The following is a 22,113-nucleotide window of genomic DNA, read 5'->3' as shown; positions in this document are numbered from 1 at the left end:
GGTTGAATCGCTCGGGAAATATAAGGATTTTTGATACGATTTGGGGGTGTGAGCGCATTCGACACCGTTCGAATCAATCTAATTGTAAAAAGGAACGGTGGATTTGTAAACAATAATATGCAAAATGCTGGGCGTATTTCGGATACCACCGCATTTCGCTTCGCTTTCGGCCTCGTTTCGATCTCGGGAGGACACAGAAGCCGTTATTTTGGGATAAACGGGCTTTTTCTTGGGTTTGCAGGACAGACATTCCGCTATTCGCCTTGAGACGAGGGGAATTCGGCCGATTTGTGGAAAATAGCGGCTCCTCTGTCCGTGTTCCGTCGAAAAAGGGGCCGTTTCGGCAAAATAGCGGATTTCCTGTCCGGTTAACAGTCTGACATTGCTTGAACCGAAACAGCCGACCCGATTGGGCCGGCTTCGTTATGAGTTGCGTTGGGTTGGGTTGCAGAGTGCCTTGCGCTTCGCGTGCTATGCTTCGCCCAACAGCTTCAGCAGTTCTTGCTCATCGTCGATAATGCGGATGCCGAGCTGCTGCGCTTTGGCCAGCTTGCTGCCGGCGTTCTCGCCCGCAATGACGAAATCGGTCTTCTTCGACACACTGCCCGTCACTTTCGCGCCGCATGCTTCGAGCTTCGCCGCCGCTTCGTCGCGCGTCATGTTCGGCAGCGTGCCGGTAAGCACGACCGTCTTGCCGCTGAAGACGGTGTCGGTCTTCGGCGCGGCCGGGCGTTCCGGCGCGGTCGGCCGGACGCCGTGGGCGAGCATTTGGTCGATGCTCTGCCGGATCACCGGATCGGCGAAGAACGATACGATGCTGTCGGCCACAATGCCGCCGACATCCGGCAGGGTGACGAGTTCCTCCGCCGTCGCCTCCATCAGGCGGTCCAGGCTGCCGAAATGATCGGCCAACATTTTGGTTGTCGCTTTGCCCGTATTGGGAATGCCAAGCGCGAACAGGAATGCGGCCAGATCGCAATGCTTGCTTCGCTCGATCGCCTCGAGCAAGTTATTCGCTTTCTTCTCCGCAAACCGCTCCAGCTTGATGATGTCATCGTACGTAATCGTGTACAGATCGGACGGATCCCGTACGCCGACTTCGTCGTATAACTGCTCCGCCGTTGCCACGCTGAACGTTTCGATGTCCATCGCGTCGCGCGAGGCGAAATGCGTAATGCGGCCGATCAGCTGCGGTTTGCAGCCGAGCCGGTTGTTGCAGAACAGATGCGCCCCTCTCTGCTCGAGCGGCGATCCGCATGCCGGACAATTCGTCGGATAGACGATCTCGGCTCCGTCGTTCTCCTCTGTCACCTTGCCGAGAATTTCCGGGATGACGTCGTTCGAACGGCGAATCATTACGCGCGTGCCGAGCGCGAACTTCAAATTTTTGCGTTCGATATCGCCGATGTTGTTCAGCGTGCAGTTCTGCACGGTGACGCCGGCCAGTTCGACCGGCTCGACGCGGGCGACGGGCGTAATTTTGCCGGTACGGCCCACTTCCCAAGAGACGGATTCGAGCACGGTCGTCGTTTCTTCCGCTTCGAATTTGTAAGCGACGGCCCAGCGCGGGAACTTATCCGTGTAGCCGAGCGCTTCGCGCGTGCGCATATCGACGATTTTCACGACCGCTCCGTCGATCAAATAATCAAGCTGGCTCCGCTGTTCCTCCACCTTGGCCAATTCTTCGATCACGCCGTCCATCTCATCGAAATAAGTAATATACGGATTGACTTTGAAATGATTGTCTTTAAGAAACTCGATCATTTCGCGATGATTGGCGAACCCGATGCCGTCCGCATATCCGATATTGTAGAAAAAGGCGCTCAGCTTCCGTTCCGCCGTTACTTTCGGATTCAAATTGCGCAATGCGCCGGCCGCGGCGTTGCGCGCATTCTTGAGCGGTTCCACTGCCGTCTTGTTGTACGCTTCGAGCGTCGACAGGTTCATGATGCCTTCTCCCTGCACCTCGATCGTGCCGTTCGCGAACGGAATCGTAAGCGGTACGGAGCGAATCGTCTTGACCTGCGCGAGAATGCCCTCCCCGACGACGCCGTTGCCGCGCGTCGCCGCCTGAACAAGCCGGCCGTCCGTATAAGTTAAATTCAACGTGAGTCCGTCGAATTTCAGTTCCACCACATAAGAAGGCGGCGGCAACGGCTCGTCCGGATGATTGGCGTTATAATCGTTCACCAGCTTCACGACACGCTGGTTCCAGGCGCGCAAATCGGCCTCGTCCTGCGCCTTGTCCAAGCTCCACAGCCGCGATAAATGACGATGCTCGGCAAAGCCTTTCAGCAGTTCCCCGCCGACGCGCTGTGTCGGAGAATCGGGCAATACCGTACCCGTTGCGCGTTCGAGTTCGACCAGTTGATCGTACAATGCGTCATATTCTTTATCGCTAATTAGCGGTTTGTCCAAGGTGTAATAATGGTAATTGTGTTGATTCAATTCTGCAACCAAACGTTGCATCTTTTCCAATTGATCCGAGACCGTCACCGTCGTCCCTCCATCATTTCAATTTTTACTTTTACACCTTTGTAATCGGGGCAAACCCGGCCAGAAGCCGTTTCACGCCTACCGGCGCCGGGAAAGCGATTTGCAATTCGGTGTCGTTGCCGCTGCCTTTGACCGCGACGACAACGCCGACGCCCCATTTGCCGTGCGATACTTTATCGCCGGTCTTGAACTCGCCCGCTGCCGCGCCGCCCGTTTGGGAACGAGCCGCATCCATCGGCGTCGAGACGGTCGTTTTTGCCCCAGGCGTCCAAGTCGCGCTACCGCGGTTGCCTTGCACGCCCGTCGGGCTTGCGGCTCTGCCGCCGTTTGCGCCGAAGCCGATGCCGCCGCCCGCGCCGCCGCGCGAACCGAATCCGAATCCGCCGGCCGACATATTGCGTCCGTAGCGATCGCGCGTCATCGCCGATTCTTCCTTCAGCTCCGCCGGAATTTCATTCAGAAAGCGGGACGGCATATTCGCCGTCGTCCGTCCGAACAGCGTGCGCATCCGCGCGCAGGTCAGGAACAGCTGCTTCTCCGCCCGGGTAATGCCCACGTAAGCGAGGCGGCGTTCTTCTTCCAGCTCCTCGTTGTCCTGGAACGCGCGGGTGTGCGGGAACACGCCCTCCTCCATGCCGATAATGAACACGACCGGAAATTCCAGCCCTTTCGCGCTATGCATCGTCATGAGTACGACCGCGTCTTTCGCCTCCTCTTCGTCTTTGTTCAACGAGTCGATATCCGCGATCAGCGCCAAATCGGTCAGAAACGAAACGAGCGATTTGTCTTCGTTATTTTTCTCGAACTCTTGCGTCACGGATAGAAACTCGTCGATGTTCTCCATGCGGGAACGGGATTCCAACGTATTCTCGCGCTGCAATTCGAGCTTGTATTGGGTCATTTCCAGCATTTTCTCGGTCAGCTCGGTGACGGACAGAAATTCGAGCATTTGATGCAACTGCCCGATCATCGTGCGGAATTCGAGCAGCGCCGCTTTCGTTTTGCCGTTGATGTCGAGATCGTCCATCTCATCGATCGTGCGAAAGATGGAGCCCCCCCGCTGGGCTGCCGCATCGGCCAATTTCCCGAGCGTCGTGTCGCCGATCCCGCGTTTCGGCACGTTAATGATGCGCGTCAAGCTGATGTCGTCGTCCGGGTTCGATATGAGCCGCAAGTAGGCGAGCAGATCCTTGATCTCTTTCCGATCGTAGAATTTGATGCCTCCGACGATTTGATAAGGAATATCGGATTTGATCAAAATTTCCTCGATGACCCGCGACTGCGCGTTCGTCCGGTACAAAATCGCATGATCCTGGTACGCTTTGGCTTGCTCGCGGTTCTTTTTAATTTCCGATGTAATAAAATATCCCTCTTCATGCTCCGAATCGGCTTGATAGACGATGATTTTCGCGCCTTCGCCCTGGTCGGTCCACAGCTTCTTCGGCTTGCGTCCGGTATTATTCTTGATCACGGCGTTGGCCGCGGCGAGAATATTGCCGGTGGAACGATAGTTTTGCTCAAGCAGAATCGTCTGCGCTTCCGGATAGTCTTCTTCGAAGTTCATAATATTCGTTATGTCCGCTCCGCGCCATCTGTATATCGACTGATCGCTGTCCCCTACGACGCAAATGCGGTGATGCTCATCGGCCAACATGCGGCACAGCATATATTGCGCCCGGTTCGTATCCTGGTATTCGTCGACATGGATATATTTGAATTTATGCTGGTAAAATTCGAGCACTTCCGGCACGTCCTTGAAAAGCTGGATCGTCGTCATGATGAGGTCGTCGAAATCGAGCGAGTTGTTGGCTTTGAGCCGTTTTTGGTACATGGTATATACATTGGCCGCGATGCCCTGGAAATAATCGCCGATTCGCTGTTCGTACTGCTTCGGCGAGATCAGCTCGTTCTTGGCGCTGCTGATCATCGCTTGGACCGCTTTGGGCTCGAACTTTTTCGTATCGATGTTAAGATCCTTCATGCAGCCTTTGATGACCGACAACTGGTCCGCCGAATCGAGAATGGTGAAATTGGACGAGAAGCCGATCCGCTCGATATCCCGCCGCAAAATACGCACGCACATCGAGTGGAACGTCGATACCCAAATGTCGCCTCCTTCCGGTCCGACCAGCTTGGAGACGCGGTCCTGCATCTCGCGCGCCGCTTTGTTCGTGAACGTGATCGCGAGGATGCTCCACGGCGCGGCCTTGCGCGTCGCGATCAGGTAAGCGATGCGATGCGTCAGCACGCGCGTCTTGCCGCTGCCCGCGCCGGCCATGATGAGCAGCGGCCCTTCGGTCGCTTCCACCGCCGCGCGCTGCTGCGGATTGAGGCGTTTGATCGCTTCGTGTATGTCAATGGATTTATGCATGATGAGTGCTCCTTTCCGGTGAGGTGGTTCAAAAAGTACCCTTTTGATCACGAAGCATACCAAGAAGTATACTCGGCATCGAATCTTGTATTCACCTTCGAAGTCCGATGCTCATGTAGGTTTTGCCTACACTGCGCTTCTCCTTCTTCAGGTTCATACAACCTTCTTGGTGCTGAAAAGTTTACTTTTTGAACTTCCAATTTAAATTTACGTCGCAGTAATCGTTCTATTTTACCGCCCGGACTGTTTCAAGAGCCCGCTCCATATTTTCATAGATGATGTTGCCAACGACAATCGTATCGGCCAAGGCCGCGGCCTGTTGCGCCTTCAGAGCGCTGTCGATCCCGCCGCCATAGAACAGCTGCGAATGATGCATGCTGCGCTTCACCCGGCCCAGCAGCTCCATGTCGCCGAATGTGCCGCTGTACTCGAGGTAAACGATCGGCAGCGACAGAAGCCGGTCCCCCGCCTGCGCATAAGCAACGGCCTCTTCGGCCGTTAAGTCCGTCTGCGCTTCGGTCAGCCTCGCGACCGCGGAGTCGCCGTTCATAATAATGTAGCCTTCCGGCACAAGCTGATCCCAAGGCATCATATAGCCGTAATCGCGGATTGCCCGCTGATGATGTCCGATCAGCCACTCCGCGCGCGTCGTATTGAGCACCATGGGGATCATGTATAAGTCGAATCCCGGCACCACCGCTTCATGATTCGATATTTCCAGCACGCAAGGCACTTCATATTGCCGCACGCGCGAGAGCAGTTCCACCGTATTGTCGTATGTGACCCCGGTCGACCCGCCGACCATGATCGCATCCGTTCCGGACATGCAGACGCGGTCGAGCGCTTCGTCCGAAAGCGTGCGGTCGGGATCGAGTTTGAACACATGGCGCCAGGGTGAGTAGAATGGTTTCAAGGGGAGTTCCTCCGTTGTTTACGTTGTTGGATCGTATGAATGAGTTATTTGAAGTGCATAAATATCCTAACAGAATAAGTCTAGTCCACGCGAGGAATGCTGTCAATTTGATGATACCAGAGGGAATGTGTGTTCGCAAGCGAAGTTTGCTGGCCGCTGAAATGTTTATAACCCCCATGAAACATGCTAAAATAATAATACCATCGGGGTAAACGGACGTTATCGATCATTTGCCGGAGGAGGCGATTTTTTTGCTGCTAGATCCTTCCATACGCCAACATTTTATGCGGACTGCTTCGGAGCATCGCAACGTTCGGCGCGTATTCCTGTTTGGCTCGCGAGCCAAAGGAGATGCCGACGAGCGTTCGGACATCGATCTGGCGGTCGAAGCGCCCGAAGCGGATGAAAGAGAGTGGCTTGAAATTATGCATCAATTAGAGGACTTTGAAACATTGCTTGCCATGGATATTATCCGATTAGATGAAGCCTCCTCTTCCTTGCGCGAAGTGATATATAAGGAGGGTCAAATTGTTTATGAACAGCCGAAAGGTGAAACAAAGCCTGACGAACTTAGGCAACGCGATCATGCGGTTAAAGGAAGCGATTGAGTCGGATCATTCCGGCACGAACAGTCTGGTCGTCGACGCGACGATTCAGAGATTTGAGTTTGTGATCGAACTGTATTGGAAAACATTTAAACGAATTCTCGCTTACGAGGGAATCGAAACATCGACTCCTCGGGAAGCGTTGCAGCAAGCATATTCCTCCCGCTTCATTGATAACGAAACCTTGTGGCTTCAATTTCTGAAAAATCGGAACGCAACCTCCCACATTTACGACGAGGATACAGCGCTTAGAATTTTCCATCATATACAAAAAAATTTCGAAGAGTTCGAACAAGTATATCGACGGTTAATGCAAAGATACGAAGTAGATGTTCAAAAACAAGATGAATAAAGAAAGCCGGCCGTTCCCGTATATCGGGTACAATGTGCCGGCCTTTTTATTGGCTTTATATCTTCTAGTCCGGAAGCTTTTCTTGATGAAATCCGTCAATTTGATTTCAATATACCGGTACGATACATGCGAAACGGCAATAGACAATGCCAGAGACAGCACCGCATAAATCGCAAATTCATACTCGGGTACGCCCAATCCAATCCGTGGAACGACTCTTTTGAGCGGGAACATGATGACCGTATGCCACATATATAAACTAAAACTAATCTGCCCTATGTAACGCATCATACGCGTTCGCAGAAATCGGGAAAAGAAGCCGTGCTCCATCGCGACCGTAAGAAAAAACAGATAACTAAGCAATAACGGAATAATTAAATAGAACTGTTTCAGCTGATACGATAAAAAAATGAATATAAGTAAAATGAACCCGCCTAAGCTAAACAATTTGGAAGGTTTCCAACTTGCTTTGATTTTGTTCTCGCTCATAAATACGGCAATCCCAACGAGGAAAAACAGAAAATTAGGATGCCAATATACAACAGTGAGGCAGACAGCAGCTAATAGGAAGAAGCAAAAATATTTTACAAAGCGGTGATAAGACTCCTTGCTCCATACGATAAAGACCAATCCCGCTAAAATATAAAAAGCAAACTCATAACTGAGCGACCAGGCTACGATCTGTGCGATCGGAAGAGGAAACATGCCTGGAAGCAACAATAGATTGGAGAAGAAATGAAGCATATACTCCCCTGCTCCGATTCCGTCCATCCATTTGTATTTCAGGAACGGCCCAACAGCGAAGATCATGAGGTGAATCACAATGAAAACAGGATAAATACGCAATAGGCGATTGATGAAAAAGGCTTTGACGGTCCTTGTCGAGATCAGACTTCTCGTGATCAAGTATCCGCTTATAACAAAAAAGAGATTCACGGAGATCGAACCGGCGTAGTGGATTAGATATAATATGTTGTTTTTTGGAAGAGCCGTAATATAGTTTTCCAGGACGGCCGATTCGTAGATATGATATAAAACGACAGAAAGGGCTAAAAGCCCCCTTAAACCGGTCAATGTTTCATTGTGCTGTTTCATAGTTCCATTAAAATCGAAAAGGTCCCCTCTGTCAATCGACCGCCAACTCCTGCCGCCTTCTTTTGTCGAATCAACTGAATTCCCCCCATTCTTATGCTATAATCGAAAAGTAGGCAATTGAAGTAAAGGGGTCACATGGAATGAATGCGCAAGTTCAAATAAACAAAACCAATCTCATTCTCGCAGAGCATATCGCCAGTCATAAAAAGAAAATCGTCCGCACGGAGAGAATGATTAACGCAGCGTTAATAGGACTAGAGTACGTATTATACATAGCCTGTTTTATTGTGCTGTTTATGTGGCGTGTTATGCCGGATTACCCTGGCGTTGATGCGGATAACCTTATCGGCGGGCTTTCGCAAATTACCGTTCTGAACGATTATATGATTCTGCTAGGTTTTATTTTTATCATTTATTCCGTCATTATGTTTCAGAAAGGACTCTATCGTTTCAACCGGTCGGCCAGCCTGATCGACGATATGAGCACGATCGTCAAAGCGATCGCCATCTCTTTCCTCATCGCGCTCGGGTTTGCCTTTTTTCTGAAAACGAGTTTTCTATATTCCCGGGTCGTCATTCTGATGTTTTCCGTTTCTATGCTCGCATCGGCGATGCTTATCAGATCGTTAAAATTGATCATCGTCGTCCAATTGAAAAAATCGAAGATGCATACGAGAAATGTCCTCATTATCGGTGCCGGCAAAGTTGGAGCGGATTTAAGCCATAAATTAACCGGTAAAAAGACGATCGGGTACCATTTTGTCGGATTTTTGGACGATTATAAGAAGGGCGGCAACATTCTCGGGCAAACGCGGGATTTGGAAAAAGTCATTCAAAGAAATAAAGTGCATGAAATTTATATTACGATTCCTTCCGAGCGGGCCTTAATTCATCGTATTATATCGACGATACGCAAATACGATATTCAAATCAAAGTCATTCCGGAAATGTTCGAGCTTGTCGCGACAACGGTTAATTTCGATAAGACCTACGATTATGCGTATATTGAAATTGTGAAAACGCCTCTGCGCGGAGTGAATTTAGTTCTGAAACGGTGTATCGACTTTATTTTATCCGGAGTTGGTTTGGCCTTGCTCTCGCCATTGTTATGCATAGTCGCGCTACTAATCAAAATCGATTCGAAAGGGCCGGTATTTTTCAAGCAAAAGAGAATCGGCAAAAGCGGTTCCACCTTTCATATGTATAAATTTCGTTCCATGATCTACGATGCCGAGGAAATGAAGAAGAAGCTGGAGCGGCATAACGAAGCTACCGGTCCGGTTTTCAAAATGAAAAACGATCCTCGGGTGACGCGCATCGGACGGTTTATTCGCAAATATTCCATTGATGAGCTGCCCCAATTGTTCAACGTACTTCGTGGAGAAATGAGCTTGATCGGACCGCGCCCTCCTTTGCCGGAAGAAGTGGAGCGATATACGGACCAGCACTGGATCCGGCTCGATGTGCTGCCTGGGATTACGGGATTATGGCAAGTAAGCGGCAGAAGCGATTTAACTTTTGAAGAATGGGTCAATTTGGACATTTATTATATAGAGAAATGGAGCGTTTCGCTGGATATTAAAATACTGCTCAAGACGATCCCCGTCGTACTGAAGGGCGAAGGAGCGTATTGACGGCTTGAAAAAAACCCGGATATCCGGGTTTTTCTTGCGTTCGAAGAAGTTTTATCTGCTCAGAAGCTTGGATTTGATAATGGCCAGCGCGAATTGAACGGCAATTCCCGCATAGATGCACCAACTTACCCAGAACGGGTACTTTTGTTTATAATGCTTATTGTAAAAGATGACCATGGAACGATGAAATTCGTATGTGATTCTAAGCGGCTCGTTGCGGCTGCTGGCTCTTTTGTAGTGCATGATGGTTGTTCGCGGGTAATAGTAGTTTTTCCAGCCGGCTTGCTTGATGCGGTAGCACCAATCAGTGTCTTCGGCATACATAAAGAACGTTTCATCCAACATCCCCACCTCGTCGATCGTCTCTTTGCGGACAAGCATAAAAGCGCCGACCAAACAATCGATCTCGTATTCCTCGTCCGGGCTCAAATATCCTAGTTGATATTGATTGAACCGGGGATTATTCGGAAACAGTTTGGAAAACCCGAACGCATAATAAAACGAAGCCGATGGCGTCGGAAATCCGCGTTTGCACGCTTTGTCCAGCGATCCGTCGGGCAGGATGACCTTACACCCCGAAGCTCCTACATCGGGCCTTGAGTCCATGAAGGACAGCATGATCTCTAGCGTGTCCGGTTGAATGACCGTATCCGAGTTAAGCAATAACACGTATCGCCCTTGTGCAATCTCCATGCCCTGGTTGTTCGCTTTGGCAAAACCGGTGTTTTCTTCGTTACGGATCAATCTGGCTTGCGGATAGCATTGCTCGATTTGCCGAACGCTGTCGTCTTTGGAATCATTGTCGATGACAATCACTTCATAACTGTATTGGGTCTCCGATGCATAGACGGATTGGAGACAGTCTAGCGTTAATTTGCATGTATTGTAGCTTACAATGAGGATACTGACATCCATTGGTTTACCTCTGTGATTTATTAGTTTCAGTTATTATAACATGAAAAAGACTAGAATTTGATTCTAGCCTTTTGTCTTTGTTGGATATGTGTGCGTTTTTGTTTGAGTTTCGGACGTTCTTTGAAGAAGGAACGCCATGCTCCGAGTAGCCCGGGTTCCGTGAACAGCGCGAAAGCAAAGCCGGCTATTTCATAGGGAATGATGTGAAGTACGTTTCTGCCAATTTGCGACAGGGAATCGTTTTTATACATCATCTTATAGCGGTTGATGTAGGAGTGTCTGCGCACGAATAAAGGCTGCTTGCTGCGCGCTCCCTGTTTCCAGCCGCGAACATGATAGGCGATTGCATCCGCAACGTAGTAGGCTTTCCACCCTAATAGCCGAGCCCGCCACGCAACATCGACATCTTCTTTGTAGGCGAAGAAATCTTCGTCGAAAAACTCCCCCTGCACCCGAATATCGTCGACCATCCGCTTTGCATAGAGCGCCGCAGCGCCTGATACGCCAAACACCTCGCCCGAGTCGTTCCATCGTTCTGCGTCCTCGCCCGCCCCCCTGTCGAATGCTCTGCGTGCTTTATTCATGACAATGCCGGTGCTATCGACTTTAGTCGGATCGGATTGTAAGAGCAGTTTTCCTGTCGCGCTGCCGATCTTGTCGTCTTTTTCCATCTGTATAACGATCGAAGCGACATAATCCGGATGCAGTACGACATCCGGATTTAACACAAGATAATAGTCGGAATCGGACAATGCCATCGCCTGATTATGCGCCGGGGCAAAGCCGGTATTCGCTTCATTGCGTACGAGACGAATGTTATTGCCCATCGTTTTCACAATTTCAACTGTCGAATCCGTCGAGGCATTGTCAATTACGATAACCTGCGAAATCGGATGCGTTTGTTGGAAAACAGACTCCAAACACCGGCGGATATATTGGGCGCTGTTGTATGTGACGATATGAACGCTAACGGTTGGCATGATGGCATGACCTCAAACTTTTATTTTTTTTAACTCGACGATAAATTCCTTTAATGCGTCACGCCACTGCCTCAAGTCCTCGAATCCGTTCGTGCGAATCGAGCCGTGATCCAACACGGAGTTTTTCGGCCTCGGGGCGGGACGCGGGAATTCCGCCGTCGTACATGGACGAACCTCGGTCTCCATACCTGCTTCCTCGAAAATCGCTTTCGCAAATTCATACCATGAACAGTTTCCGGTATTGGAGGCGTGATAGACACCGTATTTTTCAGTAGCAACCAGTTCTAATAAAAAAGTCGCTAAATCCACCGTATACGTTGGAGAGCCGATTTGATCATGCACCACCTGCAGGGAAGGCTTTTCTCGTCCGAGCTTTAGCATCGTTTTCACGAAGTTATTCCCGTTCTTCCCGTAAACCCAAGAAGTTCTGACGATAAAATAACGAGAACACAACGTTTGCACCAGTTGTTCCCCTGCCCGCTTGGACTTGCCATAGATGGTTTTCGGATTGGTGCTGTCGTATTCACGATACGGCTCTGTCGATGTTCCGTCAAAGACGTAGTCCGTGCTGAGATAGCATACTTTTGCGCCCGTTTTTTCCGCTGCAACAGCGATATTTCGCGAACCTACCGCATTAACAAGGTATGCTTGATCCTCTTCGGACTCCGCCGCATCGACAGCTGTGTAAGCGGCGCAATGCACGATGACGTCCGGTTGAGACGCACTGATGATATCATTGCATGCCTGTTGGTTGGCAATATCTAATTTCGAACGATCCAGATCGATCACGTCATGGCCATTTTGCTTAAATATAGCCGCGACATCGGTTCCTAGCTGCCCCCCTGCTCCCGTAACGATCACCTTCATGGCAGCACCTTAACGAGAACCGTACTGCAACTGATAGTATTCTTGGTAAGCCCCAGTTTGAATCCGGGTCCACCATTGTTGGTTTTCAAGGTACCATTTGATCGTTTCTTTGATGCCTGTTTCAAAGTTATGCTTCGGCTGCCATCCCAATTCTGTCGTCAATTTTGTGGCGTCAATACCGTAACGTCTGTCGTGGCCTGGCCGATCGGTAACATGCGTGATTAACGATTCCGGTTTGCCGAGCTCCTGCAGAATTGTTTTTACGATTTGAACATTCGTTCTTTCGTTGTTTCCTCCTACGTTATAAACCTCGCCGTCTTTGCCATTATGAAGAACCAGATCGATAGCACTGCAATGGTCTTCTACGTATAGCCAGTCGCGAACATGGAGACCGTCGCCATAGACAGGCAGCGGCTTATCGTTTAAGGCGTTGGAGATCATTAACGGAATTAATTTTTCTGGAAAATGGTACGGCCCGTAGTTGTTCGAACAACGTGTAATATTCACCGGCATCCCAAACGTTTCGTGATAGGAGCGTACTAGCATGTCTGCCCCGGCTTTGCTTGCCGAATAAGGACTGTTAGGCGCAAGCGGCGTATTTTCCGTAAATAGTCCGGTATCCCCAAGCGTCCCGTATACCTCGTCGGTTGAAACTTGGAGATACTTTTTCACTTGATATTTTTTGGCGGCATCCAGCAACACTTGCGTCCCCATCACATTCGTCCGCACAAAGATGCCCGGATCCATAATACTCCGATCGACATGCGATTCCGCAGCGAAATTAACGACGTAATCAATCCCCTGCTCGAATACTTCGTCGACAACTTTAGCGTCGGCAATATCGCCTTTCACAAACTTATATTTCGGGTGGTCTTGCACGCTCGCAAGGTTTTCCAGATTGCCGGCATATGTCAAGGCGTCAAAGTTGATGATTTCATAGTCGGGATATTTATTCAACATGTAATGAACAAAATTGCTGCCGATAAAACCGGCTCCGCCGGTGACGAGTAGTTTCAAGGTATCATCTCCTTTAATCGAAATTGATCTCGGCATCTTTAAGAAGCGGATGCGTCTGATCCTTAGCCGATAAGATCGGGTTTGATGTCGGCCAATCGATCCCAAGTGCAGGATCGTTCCAAGCGATGCCGCGGTCATGTTCGGGGGAGTAGTAATCGTCCACTTTGTAAATTACTTCCGTATTCGGAACGAGGGTACAGAAGCCGTGGGCGAAGCCCTGTGGAACAAGTAACTGCCGTTTATTTGACGCACTTATAATAACACCTACCCACTGACCGAAGGTAGGAGAATTTTTGCGAATATCTACCGCTACATCATATATTGCACCTTGTATGACACGTATCAGCTTTGTTTGCGCCTTTGGATTTAACTGATAATGTAGTCCTCGCAGGACACCTGGTTCGGCCGATAAAGAATGATTATCCTGAACAAACGGAAAATCGATTTTAAATTCTTTAAATTTTATACTATTATATGTTTCCATAAAAAAACCGCGACTGTCCCCATGTACAACTGGTTCAACAATAAAAACTCCGTCAAGTTTTGTTCGAGTAACTTGCATGATTACACCTCTTACAATTTTAATTTTCCAAATTCCTCGCTGAAAACGAGTTCTTTCGCGAGCTCATTCGCCTTCGCTAAAGAAGCATGCGTCCCCGCATCGGTCCACCAACCTTGGAGAATATCATAAGTGAGTTGATTTCTTTTAATATATGCGTTATTAACGTCTGTGATTTCCAACTCTCCACGAGCAGAAGGTGCTAAGGTTCTAATTATATCAAAAACGGAATTATCATACATATAGATACCCGTCACAGCATAACTGCTTTTTGGATTTTTAGGCTTTTCCTCGATGGATACAATTTTATCTCCATTAAGTTCGGGGACACCATAACGCTGCGGATCGTGAACCTTTTGGATAAGAATCTTCGCGCCTTTTTGCTGTTCACGGAAATTTTGAACGTACGATGCGATATCGTCGGAGAAAACATTGTCCCCGAGTATAACAACCATCTGATCGTCACCGACAAACTGTTCGGCCAATCCGAGCGCTTGTGCAATCCCCCCAGCTTCATCTTGGACTTTGTACGTGAAGGTAATTCCCATTTCATGGCCGCTGCCGAGCAAATTAACAACATCACCCATGTGGTCTTTGCCGGTGACAATAAGAATATCTTCTATTCCTGACTCTTTAAGTTTATAAACAGCGTGAAAAACCATTGGATATTTACCGACAGGTAGTAAATGTTTATTTGTGACTTTCGTTAAGGGGTATAAGCGTGAGCCTGTACCACCAGCAAGTATGATACCTTTCAAAATATCACACATCCTTTACATATATTTTAGAATCCCCTACTTTTGCAAAACAAAATTTAGAAATATAATTTTTTTTCAACCTATAGAAGTATAGTTACATCGAATTGCTATGGCCCATTTTATCTGAATCTTGTTTATTAACTAAGTTATGAGCAGAATTTCTCGGATCAAATCTACCAGTCGCCAATTGAAACAATATTTTTAATAACAAAATATTTCCCCTTAGAGGACTAATTTTCGTAGGGATTTTACCTTTTGGATATGATCGCATTACTGGAGTTTCTATAACACGATATCCTAATTTTGGAGCTCTTACCGATAAATAGGCAAGTAGTTCGTAAGTGTTGAATATTTCTCTAAATGGTTGTACTCGCTCATCAAGTAAAAATTTTGATGAGTGCCCGCGAAAACCGTTGGTTGTATCTGTATACCGAAAACCGGATATGATCGAAATGAAAGGGGCATGAATTAATTTAATTGCAAATTTTCTGGAAAATGGCGTATTAATTTCTCTCCCGCCAGGAACGTACCTGGAACCCTGTATAAAATCATATCCTTGATCAAGCAATTCTATAAAATCAGGGATTGACTCCATACTATCCTTATTGTTTCCATCAACAGTTATTATCCCTTCATAACCTTGTTGAATAGCATACGCAAATCCCATTCTTAGTTGGCTGCTTAATTTACCTGTATCTTGTTTTGTTAATAAAGTTCTTACGTCATTTTTTATTAAAAATTCTGGCTTTACAGATTCGTCAGTACTCCCACCATCTAAAATAATAATATCAATTAAATGTGAAAAAGAGGACAGTTTCTCCAATTGTTTCTTTATCTTTTCGCCTTCATTGATTACCGGTATACAAACGCAATATTTCGTACGCTTTTCCCGAAACTCGCTAGACACAAATTTGGGGATTCGCCAATCTTTGGTTATCACTTTGTTATTCATCTAATAATGTCCCCTTGATTTTTAATAAATATTAGAAACATACTCAAGTGCTCTTTTGACACTATCTAGATTTGAAGGCATCACATTGTTTTTCATTTCGATTGAGACCCAATTATCGTAGTGTAACATTTCTAAACATCTGGAGATCTCCTCGTGATTCGTCTCCGTACTTCCTATTAAATCTAAATATGGTTCACTAATATGAAAATGCTTTATATATGGAAATGATTTTTCAATAATAGCAAAATAATTCTCTTCCGAAAGGGTCATTTGAGCGGCATCTAAATGCAATCCGAACCCTGGGTGATTTACTTCCCGGATAAGTGCTATTCCTTCGTCAGCATTCATGATAAAATCACATCCATATTGTGGAGGATTAGGCTCAATACAAAAATAGACACCATTTTGCCACGCTACTTCACCTAAATGACGAAAAAAAGGTATTGCAATATTTAGAGCTTCATTTAGTTTTAACGAACCGATTGACCTGTTTTTTGGGGAACCGAAAACTAAAACTTTTATGCCTAGCCTCCCCGCCAACATAATCATCTTGGAGAGAAAAAACTTCATTTCTTCCCTTTTCTTTTCATCTTCAAATAATTGCAAATCGTTTCTTCCAAATAATAAGGATTGCATGGCTACAACCTGAATCCCATGTCTGCTCCAAAATTCCCGATAATTAACGATGTCTTGTTGAGGGCAATCTAATGGCTTTTCCCAAATTTTTGTCGGAGCAATTTCCACACCTTTAATGTTATATTCATGGAGAATTCCTATAACATCCAATTCTTCATTAAAATCCCAAGCGATATTAGAAATAGAAATTTTCATTCAGAAAGTTTGCCTCCTCGCAAAATCCGATATCTGTTGTAACACATCTTCTTTACTTAACATGTACGAGCCCGAAGATGTAAAGATTCTATGATGTTTGCTTAGCATATTATAATGAACGGGTGCTTTTTCTGTCCTATTGTCAAAGTTCAAATTAAAACAATGACGGGCTACTTCTTTCGCTTGAACAGGTTCTGTAGAAAAGTTAACCTCACGTAAAGAGTGATCTACCGCAGTCTGAATATCTGACCACAATCGATGCAATGGATAGAATTGAAAGACGCTGTCACCATGGGTCAAATGTAAACAATTATTATGAATCAGATCATAAATAAAATTTTTTTTCAATCCATCTCCGAATAATCCAGGCAAACGAACTATTAAATAGTTATCGAATGTTTTTGAAACAAAGTTCTCCAAATAGTACCTATGCCGACCATATGGATCTGTATCCTCTGGTACAATCACAGTGTCTTCATCGACCATTACTGGGTGCTTATAAACATCTACCGTGGAGATTAGTATAAATAACTTGGTATTGATTTCCTGTAAATTATTGATTAAATAGTTTATATTCTCCAAATCCTCTTCAGGTTCCTGATTTGCTTTCCATTTGACTGCAGGAGCTCCAGCGCAAACAACCATATCGTAAAATTTACCTTTAATCTGATCGATATTTCGAGAATTATATAAATCATCAAATTGGTTTTGTGTTAATAGAGTACTTCCTACAAATCCAGTATGTCCTATTAAACAGGTTTTCATTTTTTTCTCCTTTTGCTAACTCGTTTATTGTGGAATTTTTTCATTTTTTTTAACTAATTGCAAATTGGGTTGTTTTTCTTTATATAGTTCAACAGAGTGTGTACTATAAAAAGGTCGATTCTGAATCTCAATCAATATTCTTGAAATATACTCGCCAACTAAACCAACAATAAAGAAAAGACCTGCAAATCCAGCGGATATTAAGATCATTAGAGTTGTCCAACCTTGTACTACTGATTTGTTGAAGGCATAATTATAAAGAGCGTATCCACCCATAAAAATCGAAAATAAAAAGAAGAAGAAGGATAAGTAATGAGCAAGTTTTAACCCACCATTCGAAAACGAAACAATAACATCTAAGGCTAGAGAGATGTTTTCGCGATTTATTTTTTTCGACTTTAATGGAACAGAACGATCGGCCTCGTAGTGGACAACTTGTTTTGGGTAACCAGTAAAACTATATAGTGCTTTTCGGTATCTCACTTTTTCCTTCAAACCCAACATAGCGTTTAACGCTCTTCGACTAACTAATCGGACGGGTTCGGTAGATAAGCATAAATCCAAATACGATAATTTATTTATTAATTTATAAAATAAACTAGAGGTAATTGACGTACGATCAGAGGAAGCAGCAACAATATCAGAACGTTGTTGTGTAGCAGTTTCATAAAGTGTACGAAACATATCCGTTTTAAAATCGATAATTGCTGTTTCAATCTCATACACAAAATCGCCCATTGACCTATTTAATCCTGCCATCATTGCATGTTCAACCCCATGTTTGCGAGATAAGTTGATAATCGTTATATCTCCTCTTAGATCGTCAATTGCCTTACGAGTAATTTCTAAGGTTCGATCTTGGCTATAATCATTAACGATTATAATCTCATAATCTTTAAAGAGATTATTCATAGCACTATCAATTTTCCTTAAAGAATCAGCGATAAATTGCTCATCATTATGGGCATATAAAACAACGGAAGCAAAGGTTTGTTCTTTCATAGTACTTCCTCCAAATCATATATCGTATTGAATTTACCCGAAAAAACAGAAACAAAAGAAGGTTCTGTTGAAAACTGTTTTATTATAGTTGGTCTAGAATCATCCAGTTCGGAAGAACTGATTAACGCTTTTACCGCAAATAGGGATTTATTGTACTGAATTGATATATCAGGAGCAAGATACTTTTTAGCTAATTGATTCATTCGCGACCAAGCAGAATTAGGTCTTGCGCTACAATGGTTACAATTTTGCAACTGACGTGATGAACAACTCCTATTATTTTGTTGGCACGAAAAGTTAGGAAGTTCATCAAAAGAAGATTCATGTGGCGTATGCCCTACTGAAGTCAACGAGTGCATGCCTGATAATCCAAAAGGCATGACTGAAAAAAAAGGACCATCCATTACAGTGATCCCAACATTTTTAAGGTTGGTGCTAACATTTGTTAATATTACCTCACATATTTCATATTTAGTTGTAAACAGCCCAAATCCAAATTTCCCTAGAATTTGATTTATACTAGCATATGTAGCATTTAAAACTTTGGGTGTTTCCAATATTAAAGAATCTGAGAAAAACAATAAAAAACGATCATTTTTTATGACTTCGTTTAAGTTAGTATTGAAATAAAGATCAACGTTTTTAAATTTCTTTAGTTCTTCAACATACCAGTTTCTAATAATATTTGCGTCATAACTATATTCGATTGTTTCATAAGCAGCCTCAACCGCACCTGGATTAAAATATTGACGACTGTTTATTTCAAACGCAGGGATATGAACATATTCGCAAAACTTCACAAACTGCTCAGCGTTTGTGAGTGAATCCGTAGCTGAAATCGCGTAAACTTTTCTAAAACGATTATTAATCGCAAATGAAAAATCATTTACAAATCTTTCATAATATCTTGCTGATTTTGAAGCTGTTGAAACGCTTCTTGGATAATGATAACCATTATGAACCCGTGCTTGATTAATATAGCTAGCTCTTTGCATAGCTTTGGAATCAACCTCTATTAAAGCGACCTTCAAATCACGTTCTGCTAATAATCGAGTTGCATATAGTCCGTATATTCCGGCTCCAAACACGACATAATCATATTTTTTAGTATTCATGTAAAAACCCCGTTTAAAAGAAAATAATAATCGTCCCCGCCACTAATAGTAATACACCTATTATCTTGAAGGCTGTGATTGGTTCATGAAAAATTAAAGTAGATATAGTAACTATTCCAATCGTTGTTAATGCTTGAGATACAGGGGACACACGACTTAGTTCTCCTTTTGATAAAGCAAAAGCATAAACTATAAAACTTACTCCATATAGTATAGCACCAATCCATATATACGGCGATGAAATCATTTTGAATAATGATTGAACCGAAATACCATTCAATTGAATTGCAGTTATTCCGTATTTTAATGTAATTTGGGCAAATATATTAAAAATCATTGCTAAGATCAATAAGAAAATCAAAATCATTATAAATTACCTTCTTTTTGGTAAATTTCCTTCTCGGCCTTGGCCAGGTCTTATCACTATTGTACAACTTCTTCGTCGTTGTGTGTTTGCATTGTCTCCTCATTTGGCCAGTTTCCAAGTGTCACGTAAAACAAGCAAGAAAGGAAACAATATTAATTTCTCGAACTCGAAAACCCTAAGATCACGGAAACAAGTTCAAGCATGATTTCTGTCGCAACCTTTTTTCCATATTTACCAATAAACCTGATGTTCTTGCTACAAAAAAATCAAAACGTTACAAAAGCGACCTCCTCTGCTGGCCCGCGCATCCACTGCGATAGCAAAGAAGAGGGGCAAAGTTATCGCCAGTTCGGTCCAAATCCAACGTTTCTATGCATAATCTTTTACTTTTGTTATTCCAAAACTGAGAATTGTGTCGGTAGACCTGTTATATAATAATCAAGAGGTTCTCCATCAATATAAATCATTAGGTACTTTCCATTTGGAGTTACATCTATTACTTTCCTTATATCGTTATTCGATACTTTAATCTTGGTACCAATTTTATATTTATCAACATTATATTTAGAATTAGGCATCATAAAACCCGCTTTTTGTCTTAAGAGCCCGTTATCCCAATTTTCGTCTGTAACAAAAAAGTCTTTTAGATTTATACCTGTCTCCTTATCTATACCAAAATCCTCCAAATTAATATCTTTACGTATATAGTAAGGTTTATCATTTATTTTATAGTAGTATGTTTCTAGCAGTTCATTTATATCACTAGCATAACTTTCCCATTCATATAAATCCCAAACTTTCCATTTATCCGCATATATTATTTTGGGTTTTTTATTTAAAATATCATCATATAAACTCGAATAAATATTCAAAATCGGATTTTCATTATACTTTGCTTGCCAAGGTAGATAGAAAAAATGAGCACTTGCTGGAAGGCGATCTGCCGCAATATATTCATAATTGGCAAAGGTAAGTGCTAGTATCTTATCATCTTTTTCAGTTATTGATTTAGCTAAAACACTAAAATCTGTTTTTTCGGGAGCTGTAGTCGACTTTATTCGGGATAAATCGTTAGGCAAAATAAGAGTTACTTTAATAATACAAATGATAGAAATGATTATCACCGGCATAAACCTAAACAAAGCATCCAACTGTTTGGAAAATGGATTAGGTCCTTCATTTGTTTTGAATTTCAAATCCCACATAAATAATACTGGTGAAACAGCTAGTAAGGAGTAATAATACGGTAGTCCCGAGAAACCGAAACCTGCTCCTCTTACACAAAAGCTTACTATAATAAATGAAACAATTAATCCCCTCCAAAATAATGGTTCAGTAGATTTTTTATTTATCATACTTGCTATAATTAATATATAAATAATTGTGAAGAAATCAAAAAAACTACCTGTTGCAAATTTTAATACGTTAAGAATTAATTCTAAAATTCCTTGACCAGGTGATAAGATATTCAAATTCAAATATATGTGATAAGCTATAAAACCGTTTATTGATCCAAATATAGATAAAAATAATATATTGAAAACTAATCCTATAAAAATTCCTATTAGCGAGATCTTAAAGTTGTTTTTTCTAATGGATGCAATAAGAAATAGTAATGCTGCTGGTAAATATGTGATAGCCAAAAAAGGTAACGAGACAGCTAACGCCGCCCCTATACATGAAATCACTTTTGGTTGTGAGTATCCCAATACACTTGGCAACGTGAACTGTGAGAATATAATAACAGAAAAAATACCTGCTAATGTTTGATACATGTACATGTGACCAAATATATCCGGAAAAAAAACGACAATAATAGTGGCAACAATAATAAAATTAAAATTTTTATTAACTTTATTATTCACAATAGGCGAGAAATAAATCGCTGCTAATGCCAACCATTGTAAAATCATTATCGGTATCCTGTGAACACTAACCCCAAAGCTACCAAATAATTCTATAATATATCCAAAAAGGAAAGTCAACGGGCCATGATGATTAAAAATATCTCTATATAATAAGCTCCCATTGGCCATCATTTTAGTTACGACAATTGTTTCACTTTCATCCCCAAACTCACGATAATTTAGCAATAAGATTTGATAACGAATCAAAAATAATATTGTAATACCCATTAATAAAAAACTAAATAAAGTCATTATATCCCTTTTAGCAAAAGATCTTTTGGAAATTCTTGGCATAGTTCTCTCTCAGCTCCCTGTGCATGAAATTCATTGACTATTTTAAACCCACTTATTTCCAAACAAAGCAATGAAGATATATAGCTCAATTTTTGCTGTCCCATAAAGATACTTTTTATAAGTGATAGCATAGTTGAATCTATGCTTAATTTTATATAAGACTCTTTATTTTTTAGATTTCATTAATTAAACTCCTCGTATAGTATCTTTTGAAAGCTCTTATAGGTTAGTTTCCATCCCCTGAGGGGGATGGAAAACGGCCTCGAAATTTCCAGGCTCGTTCTTTGAAAATTTCATCTGGGACTGGACTTTCCGGCA

At 43.8% G+C, this 22,113-nt stretch carries 20 protein-coding genes; 3 read left to right on the top strand and 17 right to left on the bottom strand.

Annotated elements, in window-relative coordinates:
- Positions 1 to 471: 471 nt before the first annotated feature.
- The 3 genes from ligA to LQ229_RS20980 form a co-directional block, all read right to left on the bottom strand.
- Positions 472 to 2,469, bottom strand: a complete 1,998-nt coding sequence (ligA, locus tag LQ229_RS20990; RefSeq protein ID WP_230192839.1) for an NAD-dependent DNA ligase LigA — start codon at positions 2,467 to 2,469, stop codon at positions 472 to 474.
- A gap of 58 nt (positions 2,470 to 2,527) precedes the next feature.
- Entirely contained in the window at positions 2,528 to 4,867 is a 2,340-nt protein-coding gene (gene pcrA, locus LQ229_RS20985) for a DNA helicase PcrA (RefSeq protein ID WP_230192824.1), read from the bottom strand.
- Between the two features lie 226 nt (positions 4,868 to 5,093).
- Positions 5,094 to 5,780: a heptaprenylglyceryl phosphate synthase gene (locus tag LQ229_RS20980; protein WP_230192823.1), complete on the bottom strand. Its 687-nt coding sequence runs from the start codon at positions 5,778 to 5,780 to the stop codon at positions 5,094 to 5,096.
- 251 nt (positions 5,781 to 6,031) lie between these two features.
- On the opposite strand from LQ229_RS20980, the gene LQ229_RS20975 reads away from it, so the two are divergent.
- Entirely contained in the window at positions 6,032 to 6,388 is a 357-nt protein-coding gene (locus tag LQ229_RS20975; RefSeq protein WP_230192822.1) for a nucleotidyltransferase domain-containing protein, read from the top strand.
- Positions 6,315 to 6,737, top strand: coding sequence for an HI0074 family nucleotidyltransferase substrate-binding subunit (locus LQ229_RS20970; RefSeq protein WP_230192821.1), 423 nt, complete (start codon positions 6,315 to 6,317; stop codon positions 6,735 to 6,737). The genes LQ229_RS20975 and LQ229_RS20970 overlap by 74 nt, the downstream gene beginning before the upstream one ends.
- Here LQ229_RS20970 and LQ229_RS20965 read toward each other — a convergent pair.
- Positions 6,693 to 7,832, bottom strand: coding sequence for an acyltransferase (locus LQ229_RS20965; protein WP_230192820.1), 1,140 nt, complete (start codon positions 7,830 to 7,832; stop codon positions 6,693 to 6,695). The genes LQ229_RS20970 and LQ229_RS20965 overlap by 45 nt on opposite strands.
- Before the next feature lie 140 nt (positions 7,833 to 7,972).
- Between LQ229_RS20965 and LQ229_RS20960 the strand changes: the two genes are divergently transcribed.
- Positions 7,973 to 9,466, top strand: coding sequence for a sugar transferase (locus LQ229_RS20960; protein WP_230192819.1), 1,494 nt, complete (start codon positions 7,973 to 7,975; stop codon positions 9,464 to 9,466).
- A gap of 51 nt (positions 9,467 to 9,517) precedes the next feature.
- Here the strand turns inward: LQ229_RS20960 and LQ229_RS20955 are convergent, their stop codons facing one another.
- The 13 genes from LQ229_RS20955 to LQ229_RS20895 all read right to left on the bottom strand — a co-directional run bounded on the left by LQ229_RS20955 (position 9,518) and on the right by LQ229_RS20895 (position 21,795).
- A complete protein-coding gene (locus tag LQ229_RS20955) occupies positions 9,518 to 10,381 on the bottom strand; it encodes a glycosyltransferase family 2 protein (RefSeq protein WP_230192818.1) in 864 nt (287 codons plus the stop codon).
- Positions 10,382 to 10,431: 50 nt separating this feature from the next.
- Positions 10,432 to 11,361: a glycosyltransferase family 2 protein gene (locus LQ229_RS20950; protein ID WP_230192817.1), complete on the bottom strand. Its 930-nt coding sequence runs from the start codon at positions 11,359 to 11,361 to the stop codon at positions 10,432 to 10,434.
- Between the two features lie 12 nt (positions 11,362 to 11,373).
- The gene (gene rfbD, locus LQ229_RS20945) at positions 11,374 to 12,228 is read right to left on the bottom strand and encodes a dTDP-4-dehydrorhamnose reductase (protein WP_230192816.1); all 855 of its coding nucleotides are present in this window, start codon (positions 12,226 to 12,228) and stop codon (positions 11,374 to 11,376) included.
- Positions 12,229 to 12,237: 9 nt separating this feature from the next.
- Positions 12,238 to 13,245, bottom strand: a complete 1,008-nt coding sequence (gene rfbB / locus LQ229_RS20940) for a dTDP-glucose 4,6-dehydratase (RefSeq protein ID WP_230192815.1) — start codon at positions 13,243 to 13,245, stop codon at positions 12,238 to 12,240.
- Positions 13,246 to 13,258: 13 nt separating this feature from the next.
- Positions 13,259 to 13,807 carry a dTDP-4-dehydrorhamnose 3,5-epimerase gene (rfbC, locus tag LQ229_RS20935; RefSeq protein WP_230192814.1) on the bottom strand — a complete coding sequence of 183 codons (549 nt, stop codon included), beginning with the start codon at positions 13,805 to 13,807 and terminating at the stop codon, positions 13,259 to 13,261.
- 11 nt (positions 13,808 to 13,818) lie between these two features.
- Positions 13,819 to 14,562, bottom strand: a complete 744-nt coding sequence (locus tag LQ229_RS20930) for a sugar phosphate nucleotidyltransferase (RefSeq protein WP_230192813.1) — start codon at positions 14,560 to 14,562, stop codon at positions 13,819 to 13,821.
- Positions 14,563 to 14,656: 94 nt separating this feature from the next.
- Positions 14,657 to 15,514: a glycosyltransferase family 2 protein gene (locus LQ229_RS20925; RefSeq protein ID WP_230192812.1), complete on the bottom strand. Its 858-nt coding sequence runs from the start codon at positions 15,512 to 15,514 to the stop codon at positions 14,657 to 14,659.
- A 21-nt stretch (positions 15,515 to 15,535) separates the two neighbouring features.
- Entirely contained in the window at positions 15,536 to 16,345 is an 810-nt protein-coding gene (locus LQ229_RS20920; protein WP_230192811.1) for a sugar phosphate isomerase/epimerase family protein, read from the bottom strand.
- Positions 16,346 to 17,110, bottom strand: a complete 765-nt coding sequence (locus LQ229_RS20915; RefSeq protein WP_230192810.1) for a pyridine nucleotide transhydrogenase — start codon at positions 17,108 to 17,110, stop codon at positions 16,346 to 16,348.
- A 24-nt stretch (positions 17,111 to 17,134) separates the two neighbouring features.
- The gene (locus tag LQ229_RS20910; RefSeq protein WP_230192809.1) at positions 17,135 to 18,112 is read right to left on the bottom strand and encodes a glycosyltransferase; all 978 of its coding nucleotides are present in this window, start codon (positions 18,110 to 18,112) and stop codon (positions 17,135 to 17,137) included.
- On the bottom strand, positions 18,109 to 19,227 hold the full coding sequence (locus LQ229_RS20905; RefSeq protein ID WP_230192808.1) for an FAD-dependent oxidoreductase: 1,119 nt from the start codon (positions 19,225 to 19,227) through the stop codon (positions 18,109 to 18,111). Before LQ229_RS20905 ends, LQ229_RS20910 begins: the two co-directional genes overlap by 4 nt.
- 13 nt (positions 19,228 to 19,240) lie before the next feature.
- Positions 19,241 to 19,594, bottom strand: a complete 354-nt coding sequence (locus LQ229_RS20900; protein ID WP_230192807.1) for a hypothetical protein — start codon at positions 19,592 to 19,594, stop codon at positions 19,241 to 19,243.
- A gap of 392 nt (positions 19,595 to 19,986) precedes the next feature.
- Positions 19,987 to 21,795 carry a hypothetical protein gene (locus LQ229_RS20895; protein ID WP_230192806.1) on the bottom strand — a complete coding sequence of 603 codons (1,809 nt, stop codon included), beginning with the start codon at positions 21,793 to 21,795 and terminating at the stop codon, positions 19,987 to 19,989.
- Positions 21,796 to 22,113 lie beyond the last annotated feature (318 nt).

It is taken from the genome of Paenibacillus sp. CECT 9249 (assembly GCF_918697855.1).
Taxonomy (GTDB): Bacteria; Bacillota; Bacilli; order Paenibacillales; family Paenibacillaceae; genus MSJ-34.
This window is presented reverse-complemented; position numbering and strand designations above follow the sequence as displayed.